Genomic DNA, 17,163 nt, shown 5'->3' on the forward strand with positions numbered 1-17,163 from the left:
GTACTAAGCAGCGCACCTGCGACGTGATGGTCAGTGTCCTCAGCATCGCGGCCGGCGAACCGCTGACTGCGGCAGACATCGGGTATCCGGATGAGCCGGCGCATGACCTGGACGTGGATGTCGAGATGCCCAAGGCCCGAGTCGATCTCATCTCACTGCCGTTCGAAACCGTCGACAGGGAGTTCGTCGACCACCTGAAGACGCTTCTCGATGCCCATGCCCGGATGGATGCGCTATCGGGACCTCGGTATGTCGTCGGGACACTTCAAGGCGAGCTTCAACTGATCGAGGACCTGTGCGGCAAGGCGCGTGGGGCTATGCGGCCGGCGCTCCTAGAGGTTGGCACGAGGTTCTGCGAATTCGCAGGGTGGCTGTACCAGGACTCGGGGGATCTGCGGCGGGCCCTGTATTGGACCAACCGTGCGATGGACTACGCGGAGGAACTGTACGACCCGCATCTGAGATCGTATGTATTGCAACGGCGAAGCAATATTGCGACCGAAAGCGGTTACGCAGCACAAGGACTCGGTCTCGCGAATGCGGCGCTGCGTTGCTGGGATGAGATCCCGCCGGAGCTGCGTGCGGTCGCGCTACGCCAGCAGGCGAATGCGTACGCCATGACGGAAGAGGCCGATGACTGCCGTAGGGCCTTGGATCAGGCCATGGAGCAAGTCCTGTCCATAGACCCCTCTGGTCCCAGCTCTTTGGCGCTGTACTGCACCCCCTCATACATCGAGATGGAGGCGGCAAACAGCTGGGTTCGTCTCGGTCATCCGGAACGAGCGATCGAGACATACGAAGTAGCCCTTGGCGACTGGCCCGCATCGCAGCGCCGTGACCAAGGCCTGTGCACTGCGCGACTGGCATCCGCGTACGTCGGTGTAGGTGAATTCGAGTCCGGCGCCCGGGCTGGTACGGACGCCGCGAAGGTTATCCGGTCAGCACCGTCCGCCCGGGCACTCGGCGTACTGCGGGATCTCGCGCAGCGGGTTCGCCCCGTTCGAAACGACGCAATCAGGGAATTCAGTTTGTCAGTCGCTGACCTGGTGCGTTAGGCCGTCAGCCGCTGTAGATGGCCCTTGAAGGAGTCCGAGAGTGACGCCAGCGCCCTCGCGCCCTTCTGGGCTGTCCCGAGTGACGGAAAGCCGATGACGCCGCTCTCTGTGTACTCCTGCATGCCGGAGACCAGAAGGAACGGGCGATCATCCGCCCGCCAGTCCGCGGTGTCGTAGCCAGGCCGCAGGAGGTCTGGCGCAACCTGCAGAAGAATCGATGTCTCGAGCTCGCCGGCGTGCATGTCTTCGTGGCCGTTGGTCTGCATCTCGGATTCTGTACGAGCGGCATTCCAGTCGATCGGGCTCGGGAAGAGGGTCATCTGAGGCCCTCGGGTGTTGCCTTCCTGGACGATGTTTTGCAGCACGTAATTGCCGCCGTGACCGTTCACCAGGACTAGCTTGTCGATGCCGGAAGCACGCAGGGAACTCGCAAGGTCGCTGATCACAGCCATGAGCGTGGATGCGCTGATGCTAACGGTGCCCGCGAACGCGGTGTGCTCATGTGAGCAGGAGAAGGTAATCGGCGGAAGCAGGAACAGGCTGTAGTCATCTGCGATGCGCTTGGCGATGGCGCAGGCGATCACGGTGTCTGTGATCAGGGGATGGAATCGGCCGTGCTGCTCGAAACTGCCGACCGGCAGGACTGCTATGCGTTTATCGAGGTTCTGCACCTCGGCGGATGTCGCGGCTGTCAGCAGATCCTTCACCCGACCAACATAACCTGCCGCTTCATTTTTGATCATGGTTCGCAAGGGGACGCTCTGGGCAGGCGCTCGACGAAGGCGCTCGAGCGCCTTTGAGCGCCTGAGCGCCTGAGCACCGCGAAGCGCACTGATTCTAGGGGGTACCTGCGGGTTTTCCTGAGTACCAACAGTTTTCACTCGTTGGTATCGAAGGAGTAAGGCAGTGACCCGCTCACGAAGGTCCCGGAAATCTCACCCGAAGCCGAAGCACGACAGCGCTGTACTTCTGACGGTTGATGAGGCCGCGAGGATGGTCCGCGTCACCGAGCGCACCGTTCGAAAGTGGATCAGCCGCGGGGTGCTGACTGGATATCGGTTTGGCCCAGGGGTTATTCGCATCGATCGCAGCGAACTGGTGAAGCTCACCACCCCCGTCAGTGGCGGGAGCGTGGCATGAGGGCTCGAACCGCTGCAGTCGTCTTCTTGGCGCTGACCGTGATCTGCGCCCTGATCCTGCACCCCGAGGTGGTGCTGGTGCCGGCCTTCGTGATCGCTCTCTACATCTTGGTGCGACCGCACCGCGGCTGGGTGCGGGGGCGGCGATGAACAGCCACGACTTCCCGCACCATCACATCGGGCTGAGGGCATACAACAGGGTCGAGTACGACGCGAATGGGCTGCTGCTCAACGGATTCCAGGCGATGCCGTTGCGTTGGCGACTGCCTGTGTTTGTCAGGCTGTTGTTGTTCGGTATCGGGATCGTGGTCGGCATCCAGTTGGAGAGGCAGACCCCGGAGATGCCGGCATCGGTGAATGTGTGCCGCGCCGATGAGGTCGATCGCATCGACTGCGTCCATGTGCCCCAGCCTGTGCCGACTGCTGTGGGGGTGGTCCGATGAGCACGTCGGCCGAGGATCTCAACGAGATTTACGCGCGGGCGGCTGATGAACGTCGGCTCCATGTCACCGAAGGCATTCTGCACGACCTGTTTATGGCGGCACAGGACGTCATCGAGGGCAGGGACCGGCGTGGCTGGAGTGGAGCGCGCGAGAAGCGGGATTACTGGGACGCGGTTCACAGGTCGGTGGAGACCGAGCATGATGCCGCGTCGGTTGCCTACGACCAGGCGGCCCGCCGGGGAATCGAGCGGTCACGATGACGCGCAAGGACATTCCCGGCACCGTCTATCTGCTGCATTTCGAGCGGCCGTTCCGACATGCCCGGCACTACACCGGCTGGACTACCGACCTCGACGCGCGGCTGGCCGAGCATAAGGCCGGCCGCGGGGCGCGGCTGTTGGAGGTGTTGCGGGACAACGGGATCGGTTGGGAGCTGGCTCGCACCTGGGACGGCACCCGCGGCCGTGAGCGGCAGCTCAAGCGCGAGGGTGGCGCGTCGCGACGCTGCCCCAAGTGCGGGGTACGGCCTCGCCGCGAACCGGGCACCGACACCGCAGAGGAGACCGGCGCCGTTATCCGGCAGGCACGCCGCGACATCGCCGCCCGCCATGCCGAGCGCGACCGGGCGCGGTCGCAGCAGGTTCCGCCCTTGCCGAGCTGGGTGTCGCAGATGCCAGCGGAGGAGCTCGAGCGGCGGCTGTCCGAGATCGAGGCTCGCCGTATCGATCCGCCGCACGGGATCGAGCGCACCCGATGAGCGCCGACCACAAGAAGAAGAACCCTTACGCCGCCCAGGAGCGCCGGCACCGGGTTGAAATCGCGGGGGCGCTGCGTGATTACGGCCTGACCTACGCGCAGATCGCCCGGAAGTTGGGCATCTCGCTGTATCAGGTCGAGCAGGCCTTGGGGGAGGCCGCGACGCTACGGGCGCAGGGGCTCAGCAAGGCCGAGGTCGCCGCCGAGATCGGCGTGCCCTACGGGTCGGTGGGCCGGGTGCTGCGCACCCCGCATCGAAAGTTGTTGACCGCCCGGCAAAACCAGGCGATGGACGGAATCACGGACATGTTCGGGATGCAGATCGATGTGCTGGCCTGGTTCCTGGACACCGATCTGAGCACCGCCTACCACATCGCCAACATCCTCACCGCACGCGGCGATCTCTATCCGCTGGCGACCGTCCAGCCCGGTCGGGCTTGGGCGGTCGTGAAGCGGGATAAGGCGGCCCCGCGGCTGGGGTGGCGGCCGCCGGAGTGGCATCCGCCGATTGCCTTGGCCGGCCACTACCGCGCGGTCACGCAAGCCCGCATCATGCTCGTCGGTTCTGATCCCGAGCGGTGGGTTTCCGAACGTCATCTGCGTCATCACGCCGAGGAACTCGCCGCCGCCGTTTGGGAACCGCGGCCAGCGCTCAGCTCGGGCCGTGAACCACGGGCCGGTCGGCCCCACGTCCATGACGGCTGGGTGTTGCGCCGTATCAACGGCGAATTGCAGTGGTGGGCAGTCGAAGTCGAGCTGACTCGCAAGGATCCCGCCGATATGGACACCGCATTGCAGGGCGCCATGCGCGCCACCCAAACCATGGTGCCGTTCCGGCAGGTCGGGGAACTGGTCGGGCTGCTGTACCTGTGCCGCACCGCCCATGTCCTGGATGGGGTGAGTGCCGCAGCCGATCGGCTCCCGCCCGAGATCGACGCCATCGACATCGAGTTCGAGACCCGCGACTTCGACGACGACTGGACCACCTTTCTGGCCCGCCGCGCGGAGCGCAAAGCCGCCGGCAAGAGCAAGCGGCCCAACCGACTCCACATCAGCAAGGAAGCCTCATGAGCGGCAGCGACTGCGTGCCCCTGATCACCCCCGAGGATTGCGGGCCGACCACCACGGCGCCCGTCCCGACCACGACCCCGCCGCCGGACACCGGACTGTTCACCGGTCTGCATCCTGAAGCGCCACCGGGCACCCCGAAACCCTTGCAACAAGCCACTGACTGGCATTGGCCCGATGCCTCCGGCGTTCTCCACGGTCTCGGCACCGGAATAGCTGCGCTCGCAGTGGTTTCCGTGGTCGTGCTAGTTGGGCTGGCGGCGGCGTACCGGTGGCCGTTGAGCGCGGCGCGGCTGCGGAACTTCTCGGTCGCAACGGTGGCACTGCCGATGGTGTCGGCGGTGGCCAGCTGGTCGTGGTCGGTGCCGTTCGCGCTGTTCTGGACCGGTGCCTCCCGGATATCGGGCGGGGACTGGTCGGGGCTGCGAGCCATGTTGGTGGTCGCGGTCCCGGCGGGATCACTGGTCGCGGTGTGGTGGTGGGCGAAGTTTCTGCTCAAGACCGACACCGTCTACCTGAAGTCGGTTGCCCACACCGAACGAGTCAAGGCGGCGCTGGCCGAACGGCGTTCCCGTGCTGCCGCGCGCGCCGCGAAGCTGGGCGCCCCCTACAGTGCCGGCGCCAACATCGTGCTCGGCACCCACGCCGACCAGACCGACGCGAAGCCGCCGGGGCTATGGCGGGCGTTGACCTCGCGGCATATGCACTGGTTGATGGTGCCGCACCGCGAGGTGAAGAAGCATCTGGGAATCATCGCGACCACCGGTAGCGGTAAGACCCAGTTGATCATCCGGTTCGTGCTGGCGGTGCTGGACTACGAGTGGCGCGCCTGGTGGCAGTGGAAAGACGTGCCCGGCATGCGAGCTCGGCATCCGCGTCCACTGATCGTGGTCATTACCTGCAAGGGCGGCCAGGACGACATCGAGCTCGGCACCGAGCTGGTCGGATTCCTGCTGGCTATGGGCATCGACCCCGACCGCATCGCCACCGTCGTGCCGGGCGGCGACCGCCTCGACATCTACCAGAACATGCCCGCCCGTGACATGCGCGCCATCCACCAGGACCTGATCGCGCCCGGTGAAGCCACGACCAGTGAAGGGCAGCATTTCGACGAGATGCGCCGGCGCATCGTGTCCATGGTCATCGATGCCCCGATCGGTCCACCCAACAGCCCTGCGGAGTTCCTGCGGCGGCTGAATCCCGAAGTGATCAAGGACATCTGGGGCCACTCGCCCGACATCGTGCGGCAGGTCAAGGCCCTGCAGGCCGACAAGGTCCCGCAGATCGACGACGCGTTGATCCGCTGCACCAACCTGTTCGAGCTGCTCACCGACGCAGACGGGCGCATCGTGTTCGATGGCGGCAAGCAGCTCGAGGACATCGATTTCCTGTTCATGACCGTCCCGGCGCTGGACCGCGATGCGGCCCGCGCACAGGTCTCGGCCACGCTGCGGCTGATCATGCAGCGCGCCGGCCGCACCGCCCGCCACGCCCGCCGCTCGGTCACGGTGTTCCTGGACGAGGCCAGCAAGCTCAACAGCAAGGCGGGCTCGATCGAGCTGGAAGACGTCGCCGAACGCGGACGCTCCCAGGGGGTTTCGCTGGTCTTCTCCAGCCAGTCCCCGGAGGGGCTCGCGGGAAACAAGTGGGAGCTGGACCGGCTGCTCAAGGCCTGCGCGGGCGGGATGATCCTGGGCTACTTCGAAAACGCCGGCGAGCTGTGCAAGCACTTCGGTTCGGTGCGGTACCTGCTGCCGTCGCGGCATCTGATCAAGGGCCAGCGCCACGGCGACGAAGGCCAGGTCTCCGTCGGCGAACGATGGCTCGTCGACCCCGACCGAGTCCGCGGCTTCGACATCGGTGAGTTCGTCTACGCCAAGGGCGGCCATGCCGACTTCGGTCGCGTTGTCCAAGCCCACCGCGCCACGGTCACCCCACTGCCGGGCACCCCCGCCGCCGAGGCAGCACGCCGCAGCGATGCCGCTGGCGGCACAGACACCGCTACCGCAGCGGCCTAGCCCATTCACCGAAATCGATTGGAGCGCACCAGTGATACGACGAGTCAGCCGAGACGACGACTACGACGACGAGAACGACAAGGACCGCCGCAGCCAGCAACGTGGGGGCGGCGAAGCGAAGGAGCTGCGCGAGGTTCTGCGCGGTGTTCCCGATGACCAGGTGGCCGACATCCTCGGCGACGAGTTCGCGGATTTCCTCGCCAAGGGGACCGCCGCCGCCGACAAACCCCGCTTCCGACTCGGGCAGGACGCGCCCGACCCGCAGGAATCGACGAAACCCGTTCTGCACCTGGTGAAGACCGACGACACCGAGCAGGACCCGAACACGGCGAGGACCAGCCCCGCCGGATTGCGGCCGCAGTTGCGGCCGCAGTTGCTGCGCGTCGGCGTCGGAGGGTCGCTGGCCGTGCTGGCCGTCCTGACGCTCGCCGCGTGGGGACAGCCCGCCGCGGTCGTGATCCCGCTGTTCGTCTACGGACTCGGGTGGGTGGCCTACCTGTGGTGGAACGCCGCACTGCGCCCGCCACTTCCGCAGGCCGCCGCGACCATGTGCACCGCCGTCGGCCGAATCCTGGCCGCCATCGCGCGCGGTTTCTGTCACCCCTTCGCCGCCGGCGTCGCGCGCCTCGAGGCCGTGCGCGCCCGCCATGAAACCACCCGCACCACCGCCGCCTGAACCCCTCATCACCACAAAGGAAGGAACCCGATACCCATGAACCGCAACCAGATTCGCGCCGCCATGATCGGTGTGACCGCAGGCGTCACGGCCGGGATCGTCACGGTCGCCGGGATCATCGCCTACGACGACTACGACCTCTGGGACAAGGCTCGCCACGCCATTGCGCGGTGGCGGCTGCTGCCCGTCGACCGCACCGAGCTGGACCGGCTGCGCGCCGCGCGGACCGCCCGCGACAGCGCCCGCCGGCACGCCCGCGCTAGTGCGACCACGTTGACGCGGTTGTGTTTCCAGCCCGGGCTGCTACTGCCGCACCACCTCGTCGGCACTTTGCAGGAGTTGTCGGTGCCGGCGCTGATCACCGAGATCGAACGCGCCATGCACCAGGCCACCCGCATGACCGGGGCGTCGAACTGGCCCGGGCACCGCGATGCGCTGCTCGACGAGTTCCACCGCCGCCACAGCTGGCCGACCGAACTGAGCTTGCCGGAGCTGGACCGGCTGCGCCTGGACGCGGCCGCCGACCACTTGCAGACGCTGGCCGCCACCGCCGCCCTGCGCATCCCGGTCGCCGCACCAACGGCCAACGGATTCGACTACCCGAAATTCGAAGGCCCCGACGACGATCACACCGCCCTGAGCGAGGAGTGAAAACCCATGTCCGACAACCATAACGAGCCGATACTGCCGATCCCATCAGAGCTTTACACCGAGATCGGGAAGGTCGAGGACCGCGTCCGCGAGCTGCGCCGCGACGTACGCCGACTGCGTAATCGCTACGCCGAACTGCGGCAGTCCCCGCAATCGCTGCGCGTGGACAACCTCGGCAAGCCGATGGAACCGCGGGAGGCAGTAGAGGCCGCGTATCAGGCCCTCGACGCCGCCGAGTTCAACCTCGACGACACCAGCGAGGCGATCGGCTGGGCCCACGGCGCCGGCAGCCGGTTGAGCCTCACCGACGCCGCCGCCGAACACCGCGAACAATTACTCGCCCAGCGGCAGCGCTCGCCGATCGAACGCACCCGATAACTCGAAACCCCCTACCCCGGAAAGGAACACACCCTCATGTCCGAGATGGATGAAATCACCCACGAGGCCGGCCGATTCACCGGCGCCATGGCCCAGGCCCTGACCCAGTTGGCGCACGCCGGCAATTGGTTGGAGCGTCGCCGGATCAAGAAGGACATCAGCCGCATGGTCCGCGAGCAGACCCGCGCGGCCGAGCAGGCCCGCGCGCTGGAGGTCCAGAACACCGCGCTGGCGATCGAGACCTACCGCCAGCACTCCGCGCTGGTGTCCGAGCGCTCCCGCGATCCCGGTACCCACCCCGACCGCCGCGCCCACGACCGCGAAGCCCTGACCCGCCACCATGACCAACTGAAAAAGCATGTCCTGCAGGCGGATCTGCTGACCCCGGTCGAGCAGGGCATCGCCCTGGACGGGATGACCGCGGCCACCACCTTCCCGGAGTTCAAGCTGGGCAAGTTGTTCGGCAAGGCCCGCAAGGTCAAGGGCATGGACGCGTTGCGCTACCGCGCGCAGGTCGCGCGCGCCTACGCCGAAACCGGTATTGAACGCCCCTCCGCCTACCGCACTCCACCGAGCGCCCAACCGCAGCCCGACGCCGAGCAGCGGCTGGCCGAGGTCGAGAAGCAACTGAAGGTCCTGACCGCGGATCGAGATCAGCAGGCCCGGCAGGTGCAGGTGCTCCAGCGCGGCTTGGACGCGGTCACCACCGACCGCGACACCCACAAGCGGCGCGTGGAGGCCGCCGAGGCGGAGGTTGCGACGTTGAAGAACACCAACACCCGTCAGGCCGCGGAACTGAAGAGCCTGCGCGACACCGTGATCACCGTCGGAGTCGAACGCGACAAGTACAAGACCGAACGCGACCAGGCCGTCGGCAAGCTCAAGCAGAACACCCCCGAACACGCCCGCTACGGCAGCCGCGAGCGCGTCGCCGCCGAAAACAACGGCGTCCCGCCCGACCCGCAGCGCACCCAGCCGCAGCGGCCCAACGGGATCGAGCGGAGCCGCTAGTCATGCACCGCGAACACGAAGAACTGATGCGCCGCGAGTTCTTCGAACAGGCCCAACTCGCCCGCACCCAGGCGCAGACCCGCAGCGAGTTCCAGTACGAGCGCCTCGCCCTCACTCGCGCCAGCTACGACGACCGTTGGCTGGCCGGCCCGCACGCCGAGGAATGGGCGTTCCTGACCGCTTCCTACGAGGACTGGCAACGCGACCCGAAATCCATGACCACACTGCTGGACAACCTCGATCTCATCCGGGCCCGGCACGGAAAGGTCTTCGGCCTCACCGAGGTCCGGCGCCGCAGCCTCGAGCAGGCCCGCGACCTGGTCACCATCGACCACACCCACGCACCCACCGAGCACGAGCACCAGATCGAGCGGGGCGATGAACGTGCACCGCGAACACGAAGACCTGATGCGCACCGAATTCCACCACCGCACCGCCCTGGAATGGGAAGCCGACCGGTCCGGCATCAGCGACGACGAACAAGCCCGCCTGCACGCCCAGGTTGCCGACTACGACCAGCGGTGGTCCGCCGGCCCCCACGCCGCGGAATGGCAGTACCTGTCCGGCGCCCTGCGGGACTGGCAGGACCGGCCCGACGACATGGACTCCTACCTGTCGGTCCTGGACTACCAGCGTCGCGCGTTCGGCAAGCCCGAGGGCGTGGACGAAACCCAGTGGCAGAGCCTGGTTCAGGCCCACAACATCGCCCACGAGGACCGCGTCCGCCAGCGCATGCAGCACCCCGACCGCGACCTCGGTTTGGAACGGTGGCGATAGGCATGCACCGCGAACACGAAGAGACCATGCGCGTCGACTTCGCCGAACACGTCCGCTTGACCAGCGAAATGGTCCTGGCTCTGTCCAGCGGCACCCGCACCGAACTCCACGAACTCGACGCCCAGCGGTCGCGCCTGGACCTGTCGTGGCAGCAAGGACCCCACGCCGAGGACTGGCGCTACCTCAACAAGGCCTACAGCGCCTGGGCCTTCGCTCCCGAGCAGGCCCGCCAGCACCTCGACTGGGCGCGCTACTACCGCGACGAGATCGGCCAGGACCAGCTGTCCGCGGTGCAGTGGCGCAGCATCGAGCAGGCACAAGAACTCTCGGGCAACGCCTTCGAGGTTCCCTACGAACGCAACGCACCCGACACCTACCGGTGCGCGCCCGGCACCCCGATCCTCGAGTTCGGTGCCGACCGCCGGCGGATCGAGCGGGAACGGTGAGACCGTCGTGGAATCCTCACCCTCCCAAGGCCGTTCGTGGCAGACCATCACCGGCGCCCTGACCGGGCAGATGGGGCCGGGGCGAGCCGGACCGAGATGGACCAACTTCCTGTGCCCGGTCCACGAAGCTGACGGCCGCCACCACAACCCCTCCCTCGGCGTCCGCTACGACCCGGTCCAGGGCAAGACCATCGTGCGCTGCTGGGCCGGATGCGACGACCAGGACGTCCTGGCCAAGCTGAACCTACAAGTCCGAGACATGTGGGACCGCCCACCCGACCGCGGTCCCGGCAACAACCGCGGCCGTGCTAACGGTGGCCGAACCGAGCCCAGCAGTCCACCGCTGCGGTCGGGAATGTCGTTGGCGGACAAGGCCATCGACTACGCCGGATTCCCGGTCCCGCACAAGCCGAGTCTGGGCGAGCCGCTCGGACCGCCGCAGAACATCCACTCCTACGTCTATCGGTGGCCCGACGGACGGATCGAGGGCGCGGTCATCCGCCAGCGCGTCCCCTACGAGCACGGGTACGGGAAGGCCTTCACCCAACGGCATTGGACCGGAACCGAATGGGAGAACACCGGATTCGCGCCCATCCCGTTCCGGCTCCCCGAGGTCACCGACGCCGTTGCCGGCGGCCGCGAGATCTACGTCTGCGAAGGCGAGCAAGACGTGCTGCGCGCCTTCGACACCGGGCAGATCGCCACCTGCAACGCCATGGGCGCCGGCAGCTGGACCCGCGATCACGCCCAATGGGGCGCCGGGGCGGGGCGGGTGATCGTGGTCGCCGACCGCGACCGCCCCGGCTACCGCCACGCCGCCAAGGTCGCCGAGTCCCTGCACGGCCAGGTCGGCGAAATCCGGGTGCTGCAGGCCGCCGTCGGCAAAGACCTGTCCGACCACCTCGACGCCGGCCTCGGTCCCGATCAACTCGAGATGGTCCCGTACCTCGACCGCCACTACCGCCAGCCCATCCAACTGCCACGGCAGATAACCCGCAGTCGCTGACCACCTTTCACCTATCGACCACAAGGAAGGAATCAATCGTCATGGACACCAACGATTTCGGGCAGCGGTTCAAAAACGCCGCCGCCAAACCACCCAGCGCGTTCGGCAAGAACACCCAACCCAACACCACCGTCTACGGCCGCATCACCGCCGTCGGCGAGCAGCCGCGGCTGAAGTTCAACGGGGCGCCGGGGGAGGTCGACACCGACGCGAAGGGCAACCCGATCCTGCAGGCCTTCATCACCCTCGACACCCCCGCCGGCCCGCGCAACCTGTACCCGACCTGGCGCATGGAACAAGCCATCGGCACCGCGCTGGACAAGGCCGGCGCGCATTTCAACATCGGCGACACCCTCTCGATCACCTTCGTCGGCGCCGACCCCAACGAGCCCCGCGCCAAGCTCTACACCGCCGTCTACACCCCCACCGCGGCACATGGGCCGCTGGGAGCGGCGTAGCCATGACCTTGCTCACCGTGCTGATCGCGCGAATCGAACCCGGCCAGATGGGCACCTACGTCCTCTGGGCCCGCACCAAACACCGCACCTGGCGGCGGATCGCCGAGGACCTATGCGTATCCACACCCACGGTCCTGCTCTGGGCCGGATGCGCGCAGCTACGCCATCACTTGCACCTGCCCACCACCCACACCATCGAGGAGCTCCACTAATGCCTTACCTCAGCATGGGCCTACTGCCCGACGCGTCATCGAGCATCGAAGTCCAGTACCACCCGGCATTGACCATCGACAACGGTGAACAGCAGTTGCTGCAGCCCGTGGTCGAAATCGCCTGGAACGCCGGTGGCTTCGTGCGGATCTCGATCAGCGTCCACGAGGCCCGCGCCCTCGCCGACGGACTCACCGCAGTCCTCGCCGAACACCGCGACGCGACCGACAGCCCGGCGGGGTGAACCGATGACCGGCAATGGCGCCGGTGCGGACGCGGTGCGTAGCAACGACGCTGCGCACCGCAACGCACCGGGCAGTGCGTACCGCCCGACCCGCCCCGAGGCGGAGCGTTCCGCGGTCCAATTCTTCTGGGGCGAGCTGATCCTCATGGCGCTCATGTCGATCGGCGGCAACACCGTCCACGCCGTGCTCAACGCACCACACGGGCTCGCCGTCGTCGCCGGATTCGTGGCCATGTTCCCGCCCGTCGCGCTTTTGGCGGCGACTCACGGTGTCGGACTGCTGGTTCGGGCCCGCGCGAACGCGACGCTGGCCTACTGGTTCGTTGTGGTCCTGACCAGCGCGATAGCGTTGATCGCATTCCGATTGTCCTTCGATGCCCTGCGCGCCTTGGCCATTCAAGTCGGCATGGCCAAGCACCTCGCATCGCTGGTGCCGTTGATCATCGACGGCGCCATCGGACAGGCCACCGTCGCCCTACTCGTCCTCGCCCGCAGCCCACGCACCGACAACACACCGGACACCGAGGCGGTGCGCACCGACTACGACCCGGTGCGCAGCCCCGAGACCGTGCGCACCACATCGGTGCGCGAGATCCACACCGAGACCCACTCGACTGCAACCGAACTCCGGTCCGGATTCCCGATAGCCGAGATCGAAGCGGCGCAGCCGACGGTCATCGAGGCTTCTGGTGCGCAGGATCGGTGGGCCGAGATCGCCGAATCGGTGTGCAACACCGACCCCGGCGGCCGTCGTGACCCTGACAAGGTCGCCACCATCTTGCGGCTGAAGTTCGAACAGAACTGGTCGCATTCACGGATCGCTGAACACGTCGAACTCAGTTCGTCGGCAGTCACCCGCACGCTCAGTGCCGCTCGCGAATTGACCGAGGAATAGAGAGGACAACAGATCATGGAACACGACCGCTACCTCCAGGCGAGAGACTGTGAGGAACTGACCGGTATCCCCGCGGCGACATGGCGGTACTGGGCATGGGCCGGACAGGGCCCCGAGAACTTCAAACTCGGCCGCCGGCGCGTCTGGCGCGAAAGTGTCATCCAGGCCTGGATCGCCGAGCAGGAGGCTACGACCAAGCAGGGTGGAGCCGCGTAGCCATGCCCGGAACCCGCAATCCACGGTCGGGGGTCGAAGATCTTTGGTACAAGACCGTGATCGAGACCGACCCGGTCACAGGGCATGAGTCGCGAAAGAAGGTCCAGTCCAAGAGGTATGGCCGCGGGATGCGCTGGCGGGCCCGGTACGTGGATCCGAACGGCAAGGAGCGATCCCAGGCGTTCGCCACGAAGAACGCCGCGCAGAAGTTTCTAGACGGTGACGTCACCACCAAGGTAGTGACCGGGACTTGGGTAGACCCGGACCGCAGCGGCGTGCACTTCTCGGTCGTCGCTGAGAAGTGGTTCGCGACCAAGAACTTCCGCAAGCCCAAGACCGTGGCCGGCTATCGCTCCCTACTCGACAGCACCGTGACTCCGCGGTGGGGCGACGTGCCATTGCGGGACATCGAATTCGCGGACATCCAGGACTGGATTGTCGAACTGTCGCAGTCGGACAGCAGCAGATTCGAGGGGCGAGGGCTTTCGGCCTCCCGGGTGATCCAGTCCTATCAAGTACTCAGCCAGGTGCTGCGCTATGCCATCAAGGCTAAGAGGTTATCGACGAACCCGGCTGAAGAAATCGATCTCCCTGAAATGACCGCGGCAGAGCGACGGTATCTCACGCACCTCGAGGTAATGCGGCTCGCGATGGCGGCCGGCCGATTCCGCCTGCTGGTGTTCACCCTGGCCTACACCGGGATCCGCTTCGGCGAGGCGATCGCGCTGCGGACCTGGGCTGTGGATCCCGACGCGAAGCGGATTACCGTCGCCCGTTCGGCCACTCCGGTCACGGGTAAGGGCTACGTGGAGACCGATACGAAGAACCACACGACACGCACGGTGCCGATCCCCGAGACCCTGGCGAAGGAGCTCCGGCTACTGCTCGAAGATCGCAAGGCCGACGCCCTGGTCTTTCCTAGTCATAAGGGCGGATTTCTCACATCCACGGAGTTTCGCTGGGTCTTCGACCCTGCAGCCAAGAGCGTCGATTTGAATGGTGTTGTACCGCACGGTCTTCGGCATACCGCCGCCTCGCTGGCGATCAGCGCCGGCGCGAATATCAAAGTCGTGCAGCGGATGCTGGGGCACAAGACGGCCATGCTCACCCTGGACCTGTACGGGCATCTGTACCCGGACGATCTGGATGCCGTGGCCGAGGGGATGGAGGCTGGCGCGCAGGCTGCTGCGTACCGGCTGCGTACCGCATGAGAAAAGGGCTGCTTCGGTGATCACCGAAACAGCCCTCTACCTTGGTGCCGAGTGTGGGACTCGAACCCACACGTCCTTCCGGACAACGGTTTTTGAGACCGTCGCGTCTGCCAGTTCCGCCAACCCGGCGCACCGGGAGGAAATGATAGCGGGTGTTGGGGGGAACCTACTAATCGAGGGGGTGGGGGGACTACACGGTTGTGATACTGGTCAGTTTGCCCTGGGTACGTGGGTTGTGAGGGGCGGTGACCGGTACTCTTTGGGGTACTCGGGTGCGTGCTGGTCCTGCGAGGGTGGCGCAAGACGAGGTGGCATCGGGTATCGGTTATTCGGAAGCGACAGGGGTTCATCTATGGGAACGACAGCAGGGGGCGGTTCGAAGAAGGATGCTGCGGCGTCCGCCCCCAAGCGGGTGGTGGTTGCCGAGGACGAGGCGCTCATCCGGATGGACCTGGTGGAGATGCTCTCGGAAGAGGGTTATCAGGTGGTGGGTGAGGCGGGAGACGGCCAGCAGGCCGTGGATCTCGCCGAGGAGCTGCGGCCGGATCTGGTGATCATGGACGTGAAGATGCCGCGCCGGGACGGCATCGACGCGGCGGCCGAGATCGCGTCCAAACGCGTTGCGCCGGTGGTCATCCTGACCGCCTTCAGTCAGCGCGACCTGGTGGAACGGGCGCGCGACGCGGGGGCGATGGCGTACCTGGTGAAGCCGTTCACCAAGTCGGATCTGGTGCCGGCCATCGAGTTGGCCGCATCGCGATTCCATGAGATCGCGGCGCTGGAGAGCGAGGTCGCGAACCTGACCGACCGGCTCGAGACCCGCAAGCTGGTGGAGCGCGCCAAGGGTGTGCTGATGCAGACGCAGGGTCTATCGGAGCCGCAGGCGTTCAAGTGGATACAGCGCACGGCCATGGACCGTCGCACCACCATGAAGGCGGTCGCCGAAGTGGTCTTGGAGAACCTGGCGCCGAAGTAGGAAACATTTGCTGGCGCATAGCCTTGTTGTTGCCGAGAATCAACTGTAGAAATTTACAGTGCGGTAACAACAGGGCTTTTTCTTTTGTTGCGATGTCACATGGATGATTCGAATGTGATGCGGAGCTAACGTGGCAGGGCTATGTTCTGGTCGGGCCGATCGATGGGGCGGCCCTCTCCGGTCACCCCGGGGGAGCACAGAACATGAGGTGAATCGTGCTTGGTTCAATGACGCGCACGTCTTCGCTGCGACGCAGTCGCACGGCGCGAGCGGTGGTCATCGGCGCGGCGGCCGTACTCGCCCTGGCGTCGGCGGGTTGTAGCAGCAAATCGACGGACAACTCCGGCGGAGGTGGCTCGTCGAATTTGACGATCGCCCCGCTCGTGCAGGTCGACTCGACGGGCAAGGAAGTCCCGGTCAAGGACACCACCGCGGCGGCCGACCCGGCCGGTGACGGCAAGGGCAAGTGCGCGCCGCAGACCATCGCGATGGCAGGCCCGCTGACCGGCGACAACGCCAACCTCGGCCTCAACATCATCCGCGGTGTGAAGCTGGCGCTCGACCAGCACAACAAGGCCAACCCGGGCTGCCAGGTGACGGTCAAGGAATTCGACACCGAGGGCGACCCGCAGAAGGCCACCCAGGTCATTCCGACCATCGTCAGCGATTCGTCGCTCGTGGCCCTGATCGGCCCGACCTTCTCCGGCGAGACCAAGGCCACCGGCGCGATCCTGAACCAGGCCAACCTGCTGTCGCTGACGCCGTCGGCCACCAACGTCACCCTGACCACCAACGGCTGGGGCAACTTCTTCCGCGGTCTGGGCAACGACGGCATCCAGGGTCCGGCCGTGGCCGGATACCTCAAGGGCACCGGCAAGTTCAAGAAGATCTGCGTCATCCAGGACGACACCGACTACGGCACCGGCCTGGCCAAGACGGTCACCGAGGGCCTGGGCTCGATCGCCGACCCGAGCTGCGCGGCCAGCGTGAAGGCCAAGCAGAAGGACTTCTCCGCGACCGTCTCCAAGATGGCCTCGGCCAAGCCGGACGGCATCTTCTACGCCGGTTACTACGCCGAGGCCGCCCCGCTGGTCAGCCAGCTGCGCGACGGCGGCGTGACCGCGACCTTCATTTCCGACGACGGCACCAAGGACGTGGAGTTCACCAAGCAGGCCGGTAGCAAGTCCAAGGACTCGCTGCTCTCCTGCCCGTGTGGTCCCGCCGGTGACAAGTTCGCCGCCGCTTACAAGGCGTTCAACAACTACGAGCCGGGTACCTACTCGACCGAGGGCTACGACCTGACCACCATCGTGCTCAAGGGCATCGAGTCGGGTAAGACCTCGCGCCCGGATCTGGTCGATTTCGTCAAGAACTACGACGGCCAGGGCCTGGCCCGCGAGTACAAGTGGGGCTCGACCGGCGAATTGGCGAACGCCCTGATCTGGATGTACCAGGTCAAGTAGCGCAAACGATATTGAAAACAGCGTGTGCCGAGTGTGGCTTCGGCACACGCTGTTTTCCTAGTGTCC

The 17,163-nt window shown here is 66.2% G+C and carries 25 protein-coding genes and 1 tRNA gene; 23 read left to right on the forward strand and 3 right to left on the reverse strand.

Annotated elements, in window-relative coordinates; translation table 11 throughout:
* Positions 1–1,055: NsdA family TPR-like regulatory protein (locus NS2_RS36435; RefSeq protein WP_186817622.1), on the forward strand; the 1,055-nt coding region annotated here is incomplete at its 5' end.
* Here the strand turns inward: NS2_RS36435 and NS2_RS30790 are convergent.
* Complete coding sequence (locus tag NS2_RS30790) at positions 1,052–1,762, reverse strand: creatininase family protein (protein ID WP_036551406.1); 711 nt, start codon at positions 1,760–1,762, stop codon at positions 1,052–1,054. The two genes, NS2_RS36435 and NS2_RS30790, sit on opposite strands and share 4 nt — an antisense overlap.
* Positions 1,763–1,961: 199 nt before the next feature.
* Here NS2_RS30790 and NS2_RS38610 point away from each other — a divergent pair, with 199 nt between their 5' ends.
* The 11 genes from NS2_RS38610 to NS2_RS30840 are packed head-to-tail and all read left to right on the forward strand — an operon-like array spanning position 1,962 to position 9,195.
* Positions 1,962–2,195, forward strand: a complete 234-nt coding sequence (locus NS2_RS38610) for a helix-turn-helix domain-containing protein (protein ID WP_033090859.1) — start codon at positions 1,962–1,964, stop codon at positions 2,193–2,195.
* Positions 2,192–2,344: a hypothetical protein gene (locus NS2_RS36440; protein ID WP_155239384.1), complete on the forward strand. Its 153-nt coding sequence runs from the start codon at positions 2,192–2,194 to the stop codon at positions 2,342–2,344. The genes NS2_RS38610 and NS2_RS36440 overlap by 4 nt, the downstream gene beginning before the upstream one ends.
* Complete coding sequence (locus tag NS2_RS30800) at positions 2,341–2,637, forward strand: hypothetical protein (protein ID WP_033090858.1); 297 nt, start codon at positions 2,341–2,343, stop codon at positions 2,635–2,637. Before NS2_RS36440 ends, NS2_RS30800 begins: the two co-directional genes overlap by 4 nt.
* The gene (locus tag NS2_RS30805; protein ID WP_033090857.1) at positions 2,634–2,897 is read left to right on the forward strand and encodes a hypothetical protein; all 264 of its coding nucleotides are present in this window, start codon (positions 2,634–2,636) and stop codon (positions 2,895–2,897) included. The genes NS2_RS30800 and NS2_RS30805 overlap by 4 nt, the downstream gene beginning before the upstream one ends.
* Positions 2,894–3,394, forward strand: coding sequence for a GIY-YIG nuclease family protein (locus tag NS2_RS36445; protein ID WP_063865107.1), 501 nt, complete (start codon positions 2,894–2,896; stop codon positions 3,392–3,394). Before NS2_RS30805 ends, NS2_RS36445 begins: the two co-directional genes overlap by 4 nt.
* Positions 3,391–4,464 carry a hypothetical protein gene (locus tag NS2_RS30815; protein ID WP_071343966.1) on the forward strand — a complete coding sequence of 358 codons (1,074 nt, stop codon included), beginning with the start codon at positions 3,391–3,393 and terminating at the stop codon, positions 4,462–4,464. Before NS2_RS36445 ends, NS2_RS30815 begins: the two co-directional genes overlap by 4 nt.
* Complete coding sequence (locus tag NS2_RS30820; RefSeq protein WP_033090855.1) at positions 4,461–6,479, forward strand: type IV secretory system conjugative DNA transfer family protein; 2,019 nt, start codon at positions 4,461–4,463, stop codon at positions 6,477–6,479. The genes NS2_RS30815 and NS2_RS30820 overlap by 4 nt, the downstream gene beginning before the upstream one ends.
* Positions 6,480–6,510: 31 nt before the next feature.
* Positions 6,511–7,155, forward strand: a complete 645-nt coding sequence (locus NS2_RS30825; RefSeq protein WP_033090854.1) for a hypothetical protein — start codon at positions 6,511–6,513, stop codon at positions 7,153–7,155.
* A gap of 36 nt (positions 7,156–7,191) precedes the next feature.
* Entirely contained in the window at positions 7,192–7,806 is a 615-nt protein-coding gene (locus NS2_RS30830; RefSeq protein ID WP_033090853.1) for a hypothetical protein, read from the forward strand.
* A 6-nt stretch (positions 7,807–7,812) separates the two neighbouring features.
* Positions 7,813–8,184, forward strand: coding sequence for a hypothetical protein (locus NS2_RS30835; RefSeq protein WP_033090852.1), 372 nt, complete (start codon positions 7,813–7,815; stop codon positions 8,182–8,184).
* A 36-nt stretch (positions 8,185–8,220) separates the two neighbouring features.
* Positions 8,221–9,195, forward strand: coding sequence for a hypothetical protein (locus NS2_RS30840; protein WP_033090851.1), 975 nt, complete (start codon positions 8,221–8,223; stop codon positions 9,193–9,195).
* On the opposite strand, the gene NS2_RS30845 is transcribed toward NS2_RS30840, so the two are convergent.
* The gene (locus NS2_RS30845; RefSeq protein WP_143161370.1) at positions 9,192–9,536 is read right to left on the reverse strand and encodes a hypothetical protein; all 345 of its coding nucleotides are present in this window, start codon (positions 9,534–9,536) and stop codon (positions 9,192–9,194) included. The genes NS2_RS30840 and NS2_RS30845 overlap by 4 nt on opposite strands.
* Positions 9,537–9,573: 37 nt before the next feature.
* Here NS2_RS30845 and NS2_RS30850 point away from each other — a divergent pair, with 37 nt between their 5' ends.
* From NS2_RS30850 to NS2_RS30890, 9 genes are read left to right on the forward strand one after another with little or no spacing between them, the layout of a single operon-like run.
* Positions 9,574–9,972 (forward strand): hypothetical protein, encoded by a 399-nt coding sequence (locus NS2_RS30850; protein WP_033090849.1) that lies wholly within the window; start codon positions 9,574–9,576, stop codon positions 9,970–9,972.
* 2 nt (positions 9,973–9,974) lie between these two features.
* A complete protein-coding gene (locus tag NS2_RS30855; RefSeq protein ID WP_033090848.1) occupies positions 9,975–10,418 on the forward strand; it encodes a hypothetical protein in 444 nt (147 codons plus the stop codon).
* 7 nt (positions 10,419–10,425) lie between these two features.
* Positions 10,426–11,424, forward strand: coding sequence for a toprim domain-containing protein (locus NS2_RS30860; RefSeq protein WP_143161369.1), 999 nt, complete (start codon positions 10,426–10,428; stop codon positions 11,422–11,424).
* Between the two features lie 41 nt (positions 11,425–11,465).
* Positions 11,466–11,882: a hypothetical protein gene (locus NS2_RS30865; RefSeq protein ID WP_033090847.1), complete on the forward strand. Its 417-nt coding sequence runs from the start codon at positions 11,466–11,468 to the stop codon at positions 11,880–11,882.
* A 2-nt stretch (positions 11,883–11,884) separates the two neighbouring features.
* Positions 11,885–12,094: a hypothetical protein gene (locus NS2_RS30870; protein ID WP_033090846.1), complete on the forward strand. Its 210-nt coding sequence runs from the start codon at positions 11,885–11,887 to the stop codon at positions 12,092–12,094.
* Positions 12,094–12,336: a hypothetical protein gene (locus tag NS2_RS30875; RefSeq protein WP_143161368.1), complete on the forward strand. Its 243-nt coding sequence runs from the start codon at positions 12,094–12,096 to the stop codon at positions 12,334–12,336. Before NS2_RS30870 ends, NS2_RS30875 begins: the two co-directional genes overlap by 1 nt.
* A gap of 4 nt (positions 12,337–12,340) precedes the next feature.
* Positions 12,341–13,231 (forward strand): DUF2637 domain-containing protein, encoded by an 891-nt coding sequence (locus NS2_RS30880; protein WP_052086971.1) that lies wholly within the window; start codon positions 12,341–12,343, stop codon positions 13,229–13,231.
* Between the two features lie 15 nt (positions 13,232–13,246).
* The gene (locus NS2_RS30885) at positions 13,247–13,447 is read left to right on the forward strand and encodes a helix-turn-helix transcriptional regulator (RefSeq protein WP_033090844.1); all 201 of its coding nucleotides are present in this window, start codon (positions 13,247–13,249) and stop codon (positions 13,445–13,447) included.
* A gap of 2 nt (positions 13,448–13,449) precedes the next feature.
* Positions 13,450–14,658: a tyrosine-type recombinase/integrase gene (locus NS2_RS30890; RefSeq protein WP_071811972.1), complete on the forward strand. Its 1,209-nt coding sequence runs from the start codon at positions 13,450–13,452 to the stop codon at positions 14,656–14,658.
* Positions 14,659–14,700: 42 nt separating this feature from the next.
* Here NS2_RS30890 and NS2_RS30895 read toward each other — a convergent pair.
* Positions 14,701–14,787 (reverse strand) — tRNA-Leu (locus NS2_RS30895).
* 223 nt (positions 14,788–15,010) lie between these two features.
* Here NS2_RS30895 and NS2_RS30900 point away from each other — a divergent pair.
* Entirely contained in the window at positions 15,011–15,634 is a 624-nt protein-coding gene (locus NS2_RS30900; RefSeq protein ID WP_033090843.1) for an ANTAR domain-containing response regulator, read from the forward strand.
* Between the two features lie 227 nt (positions 15,635–15,861).
* Entirely contained in the window at positions 15,862–17,097 is a 1,236-nt protein-coding gene (locus NS2_RS30905) for a branched-chain amino acid ABC transporter substrate-binding protein (protein ID WP_045439813.1), read from the forward strand.
* Positions 17,098–17,163: the final 66 nt, after the last annotated feature.

The sequence above is a fragment of the Nocardia seriolae NBRC 15557 genome (assembly GCF_007990715.1).
In the GTDB taxonomy this organism is placed as follows: domain Bacteria; phylum Actinomycetota; class Actinomycetes; order Mycobacteriales; family Mycobacteriaceae; genus Nocardia; species Nocardia seriolae.

What these genes read in the sequence shown, in the direction of transcription:
- NS2_RS30840 (WP_033090851.1), top strand. Translation starts at nt 8,221, where the DNA reads ATGTCCGAGATGGATGAAATCACCCACGAGGCCGGCCGATTCACCGGC.
- NS2_RS30805 (WP_033090857.1), top strand. Translation starts at nt 2,634, where the DNA reads ATGAGCACGTCGGCCGAGGATCTCAACGAGATTTACGCGCGGGCGGCT.
- NS2_RS30870 (WP_033090846.1), top strand. Translation starts at nt 11,885, where the DNA reads ATGACCTTGCTCACCGTGCTGATCGCGCGAATCGAACCCGGCCAGATG.
- NS2_RS30900 (WP_033090843.1), top strand. Translation starts at nt 15,011, where the DNA reads ATGGGAACGACAGCAGGGGGCGGTTCGAAGAAGGATGCTGCGGCGTCC.
- NS2_RS30855 (WP_033090848.1), top strand. Translation starts at nt 9,975, where the DNA reads ATGCACCGCGAACACGAAGAGACCATGCGCGTCGACTTCGCCGAACAC.
- NS2_RS30835 (WP_033090852.1), top strand. Translation starts at nt 7,813, where the DNA reads ATGTCCGACAACCATAACGAGCCGATACTGCCGATCCCATCAGAGCTT.
- NS2_RS30800 (WP_033090858.1), top strand. Translation starts at nt 2,341, where the DNA reads ATGAACAGCCACGACTTCCCGCACCATCACATCGGGCTGAGGGCATAC.
- NS2_RS30880 (WP_052086971.1), top strand. Translation starts at nt 12,341, where the DNA reads ATGACCGGCAATGGCGCCGGTGCGGACGCGGTGCGTAGCAACGACGCT.
- NS2_RS30885 (WP_033090844.1), top strand. Translation starts at nt 13,247, where the DNA reads ATGGAACACGACCGCTACCTCCAGGCGAGAGACTGTGAGGAACTGACC.
- NS2_RS30890 (WP_071811972.1), top strand. Translation starts at nt 13,450, where the DNA reads ATGCCCGGAACCCGCAATCCACGGTCGGGGGTCGAAGATCTTTGGTAC.
- NS2_RS30865 (WP_033090847.1), top strand. Translation starts at nt 11,466, where the DNA reads ATGGACACCAACGATTTCGGGCAGCGGTTCAAAAACGCCGCCGCCAAA.
- NS2_RS36440 (WP_155239384.1), top strand. Translation starts at nt 2,192, where the DNA reads ATGAGGGCTCGAACCGCTGCAGTCGTCTTCTTGGCGCTGACCGTGATC.
- NS2_RS30820 (WP_033090855.1), top strand. Translation starts at nt 4,461, where the DNA reads ATGAGCGGCAGCGACTGCGTGCCCCTGATCACCCCCGAGGATTGCGGG.
- NS2_RS30815 (WP_071343966.1), top strand. Translation starts at nt 3,391, where the DNA reads ATGAGCGCCGACCACAAGAAGAAGAACCCTTACGCCGCCCAGGAGCGC.
- NS2_RS36445 (WP_063865107.1), top strand. Translation starts at nt 2,894, where the DNA reads ATGACGCGCAAGGACATTCCCGGCACCGTCTATCTGCTGCATTTCGAG.
- NS2_RS30875 (WP_143161368.1), top strand. Translation starts at nt 12,094, where the DNA reads ATGCCTTACCTCAGCATGGGCCTACTGCCCGACGCGTCATCGAGCATC.
- NS2_RS30830 (WP_033090853.1), top strand. Translation starts at nt 7,192, where the DNA reads ATGAACCGCAACCAGATTCGCGCCGCCATGATCGGTGTGACCGCAGGC.
- NS2_RS30850 (WP_033090849.1), top strand. Translation starts at nt 9,574, where the DNA reads ATGAACGTGCACCGCGAACACGAAGACCTGATGCGCACCGAATTCCAC.
- NS2_RS30905 (WP_045439813.1), top strand. Translation starts at nt 15,862, where the DNA reads ATGACGCGCACGTCTTCGCTGCGACGCAGTCGCACGGCGCGAGCGGTG.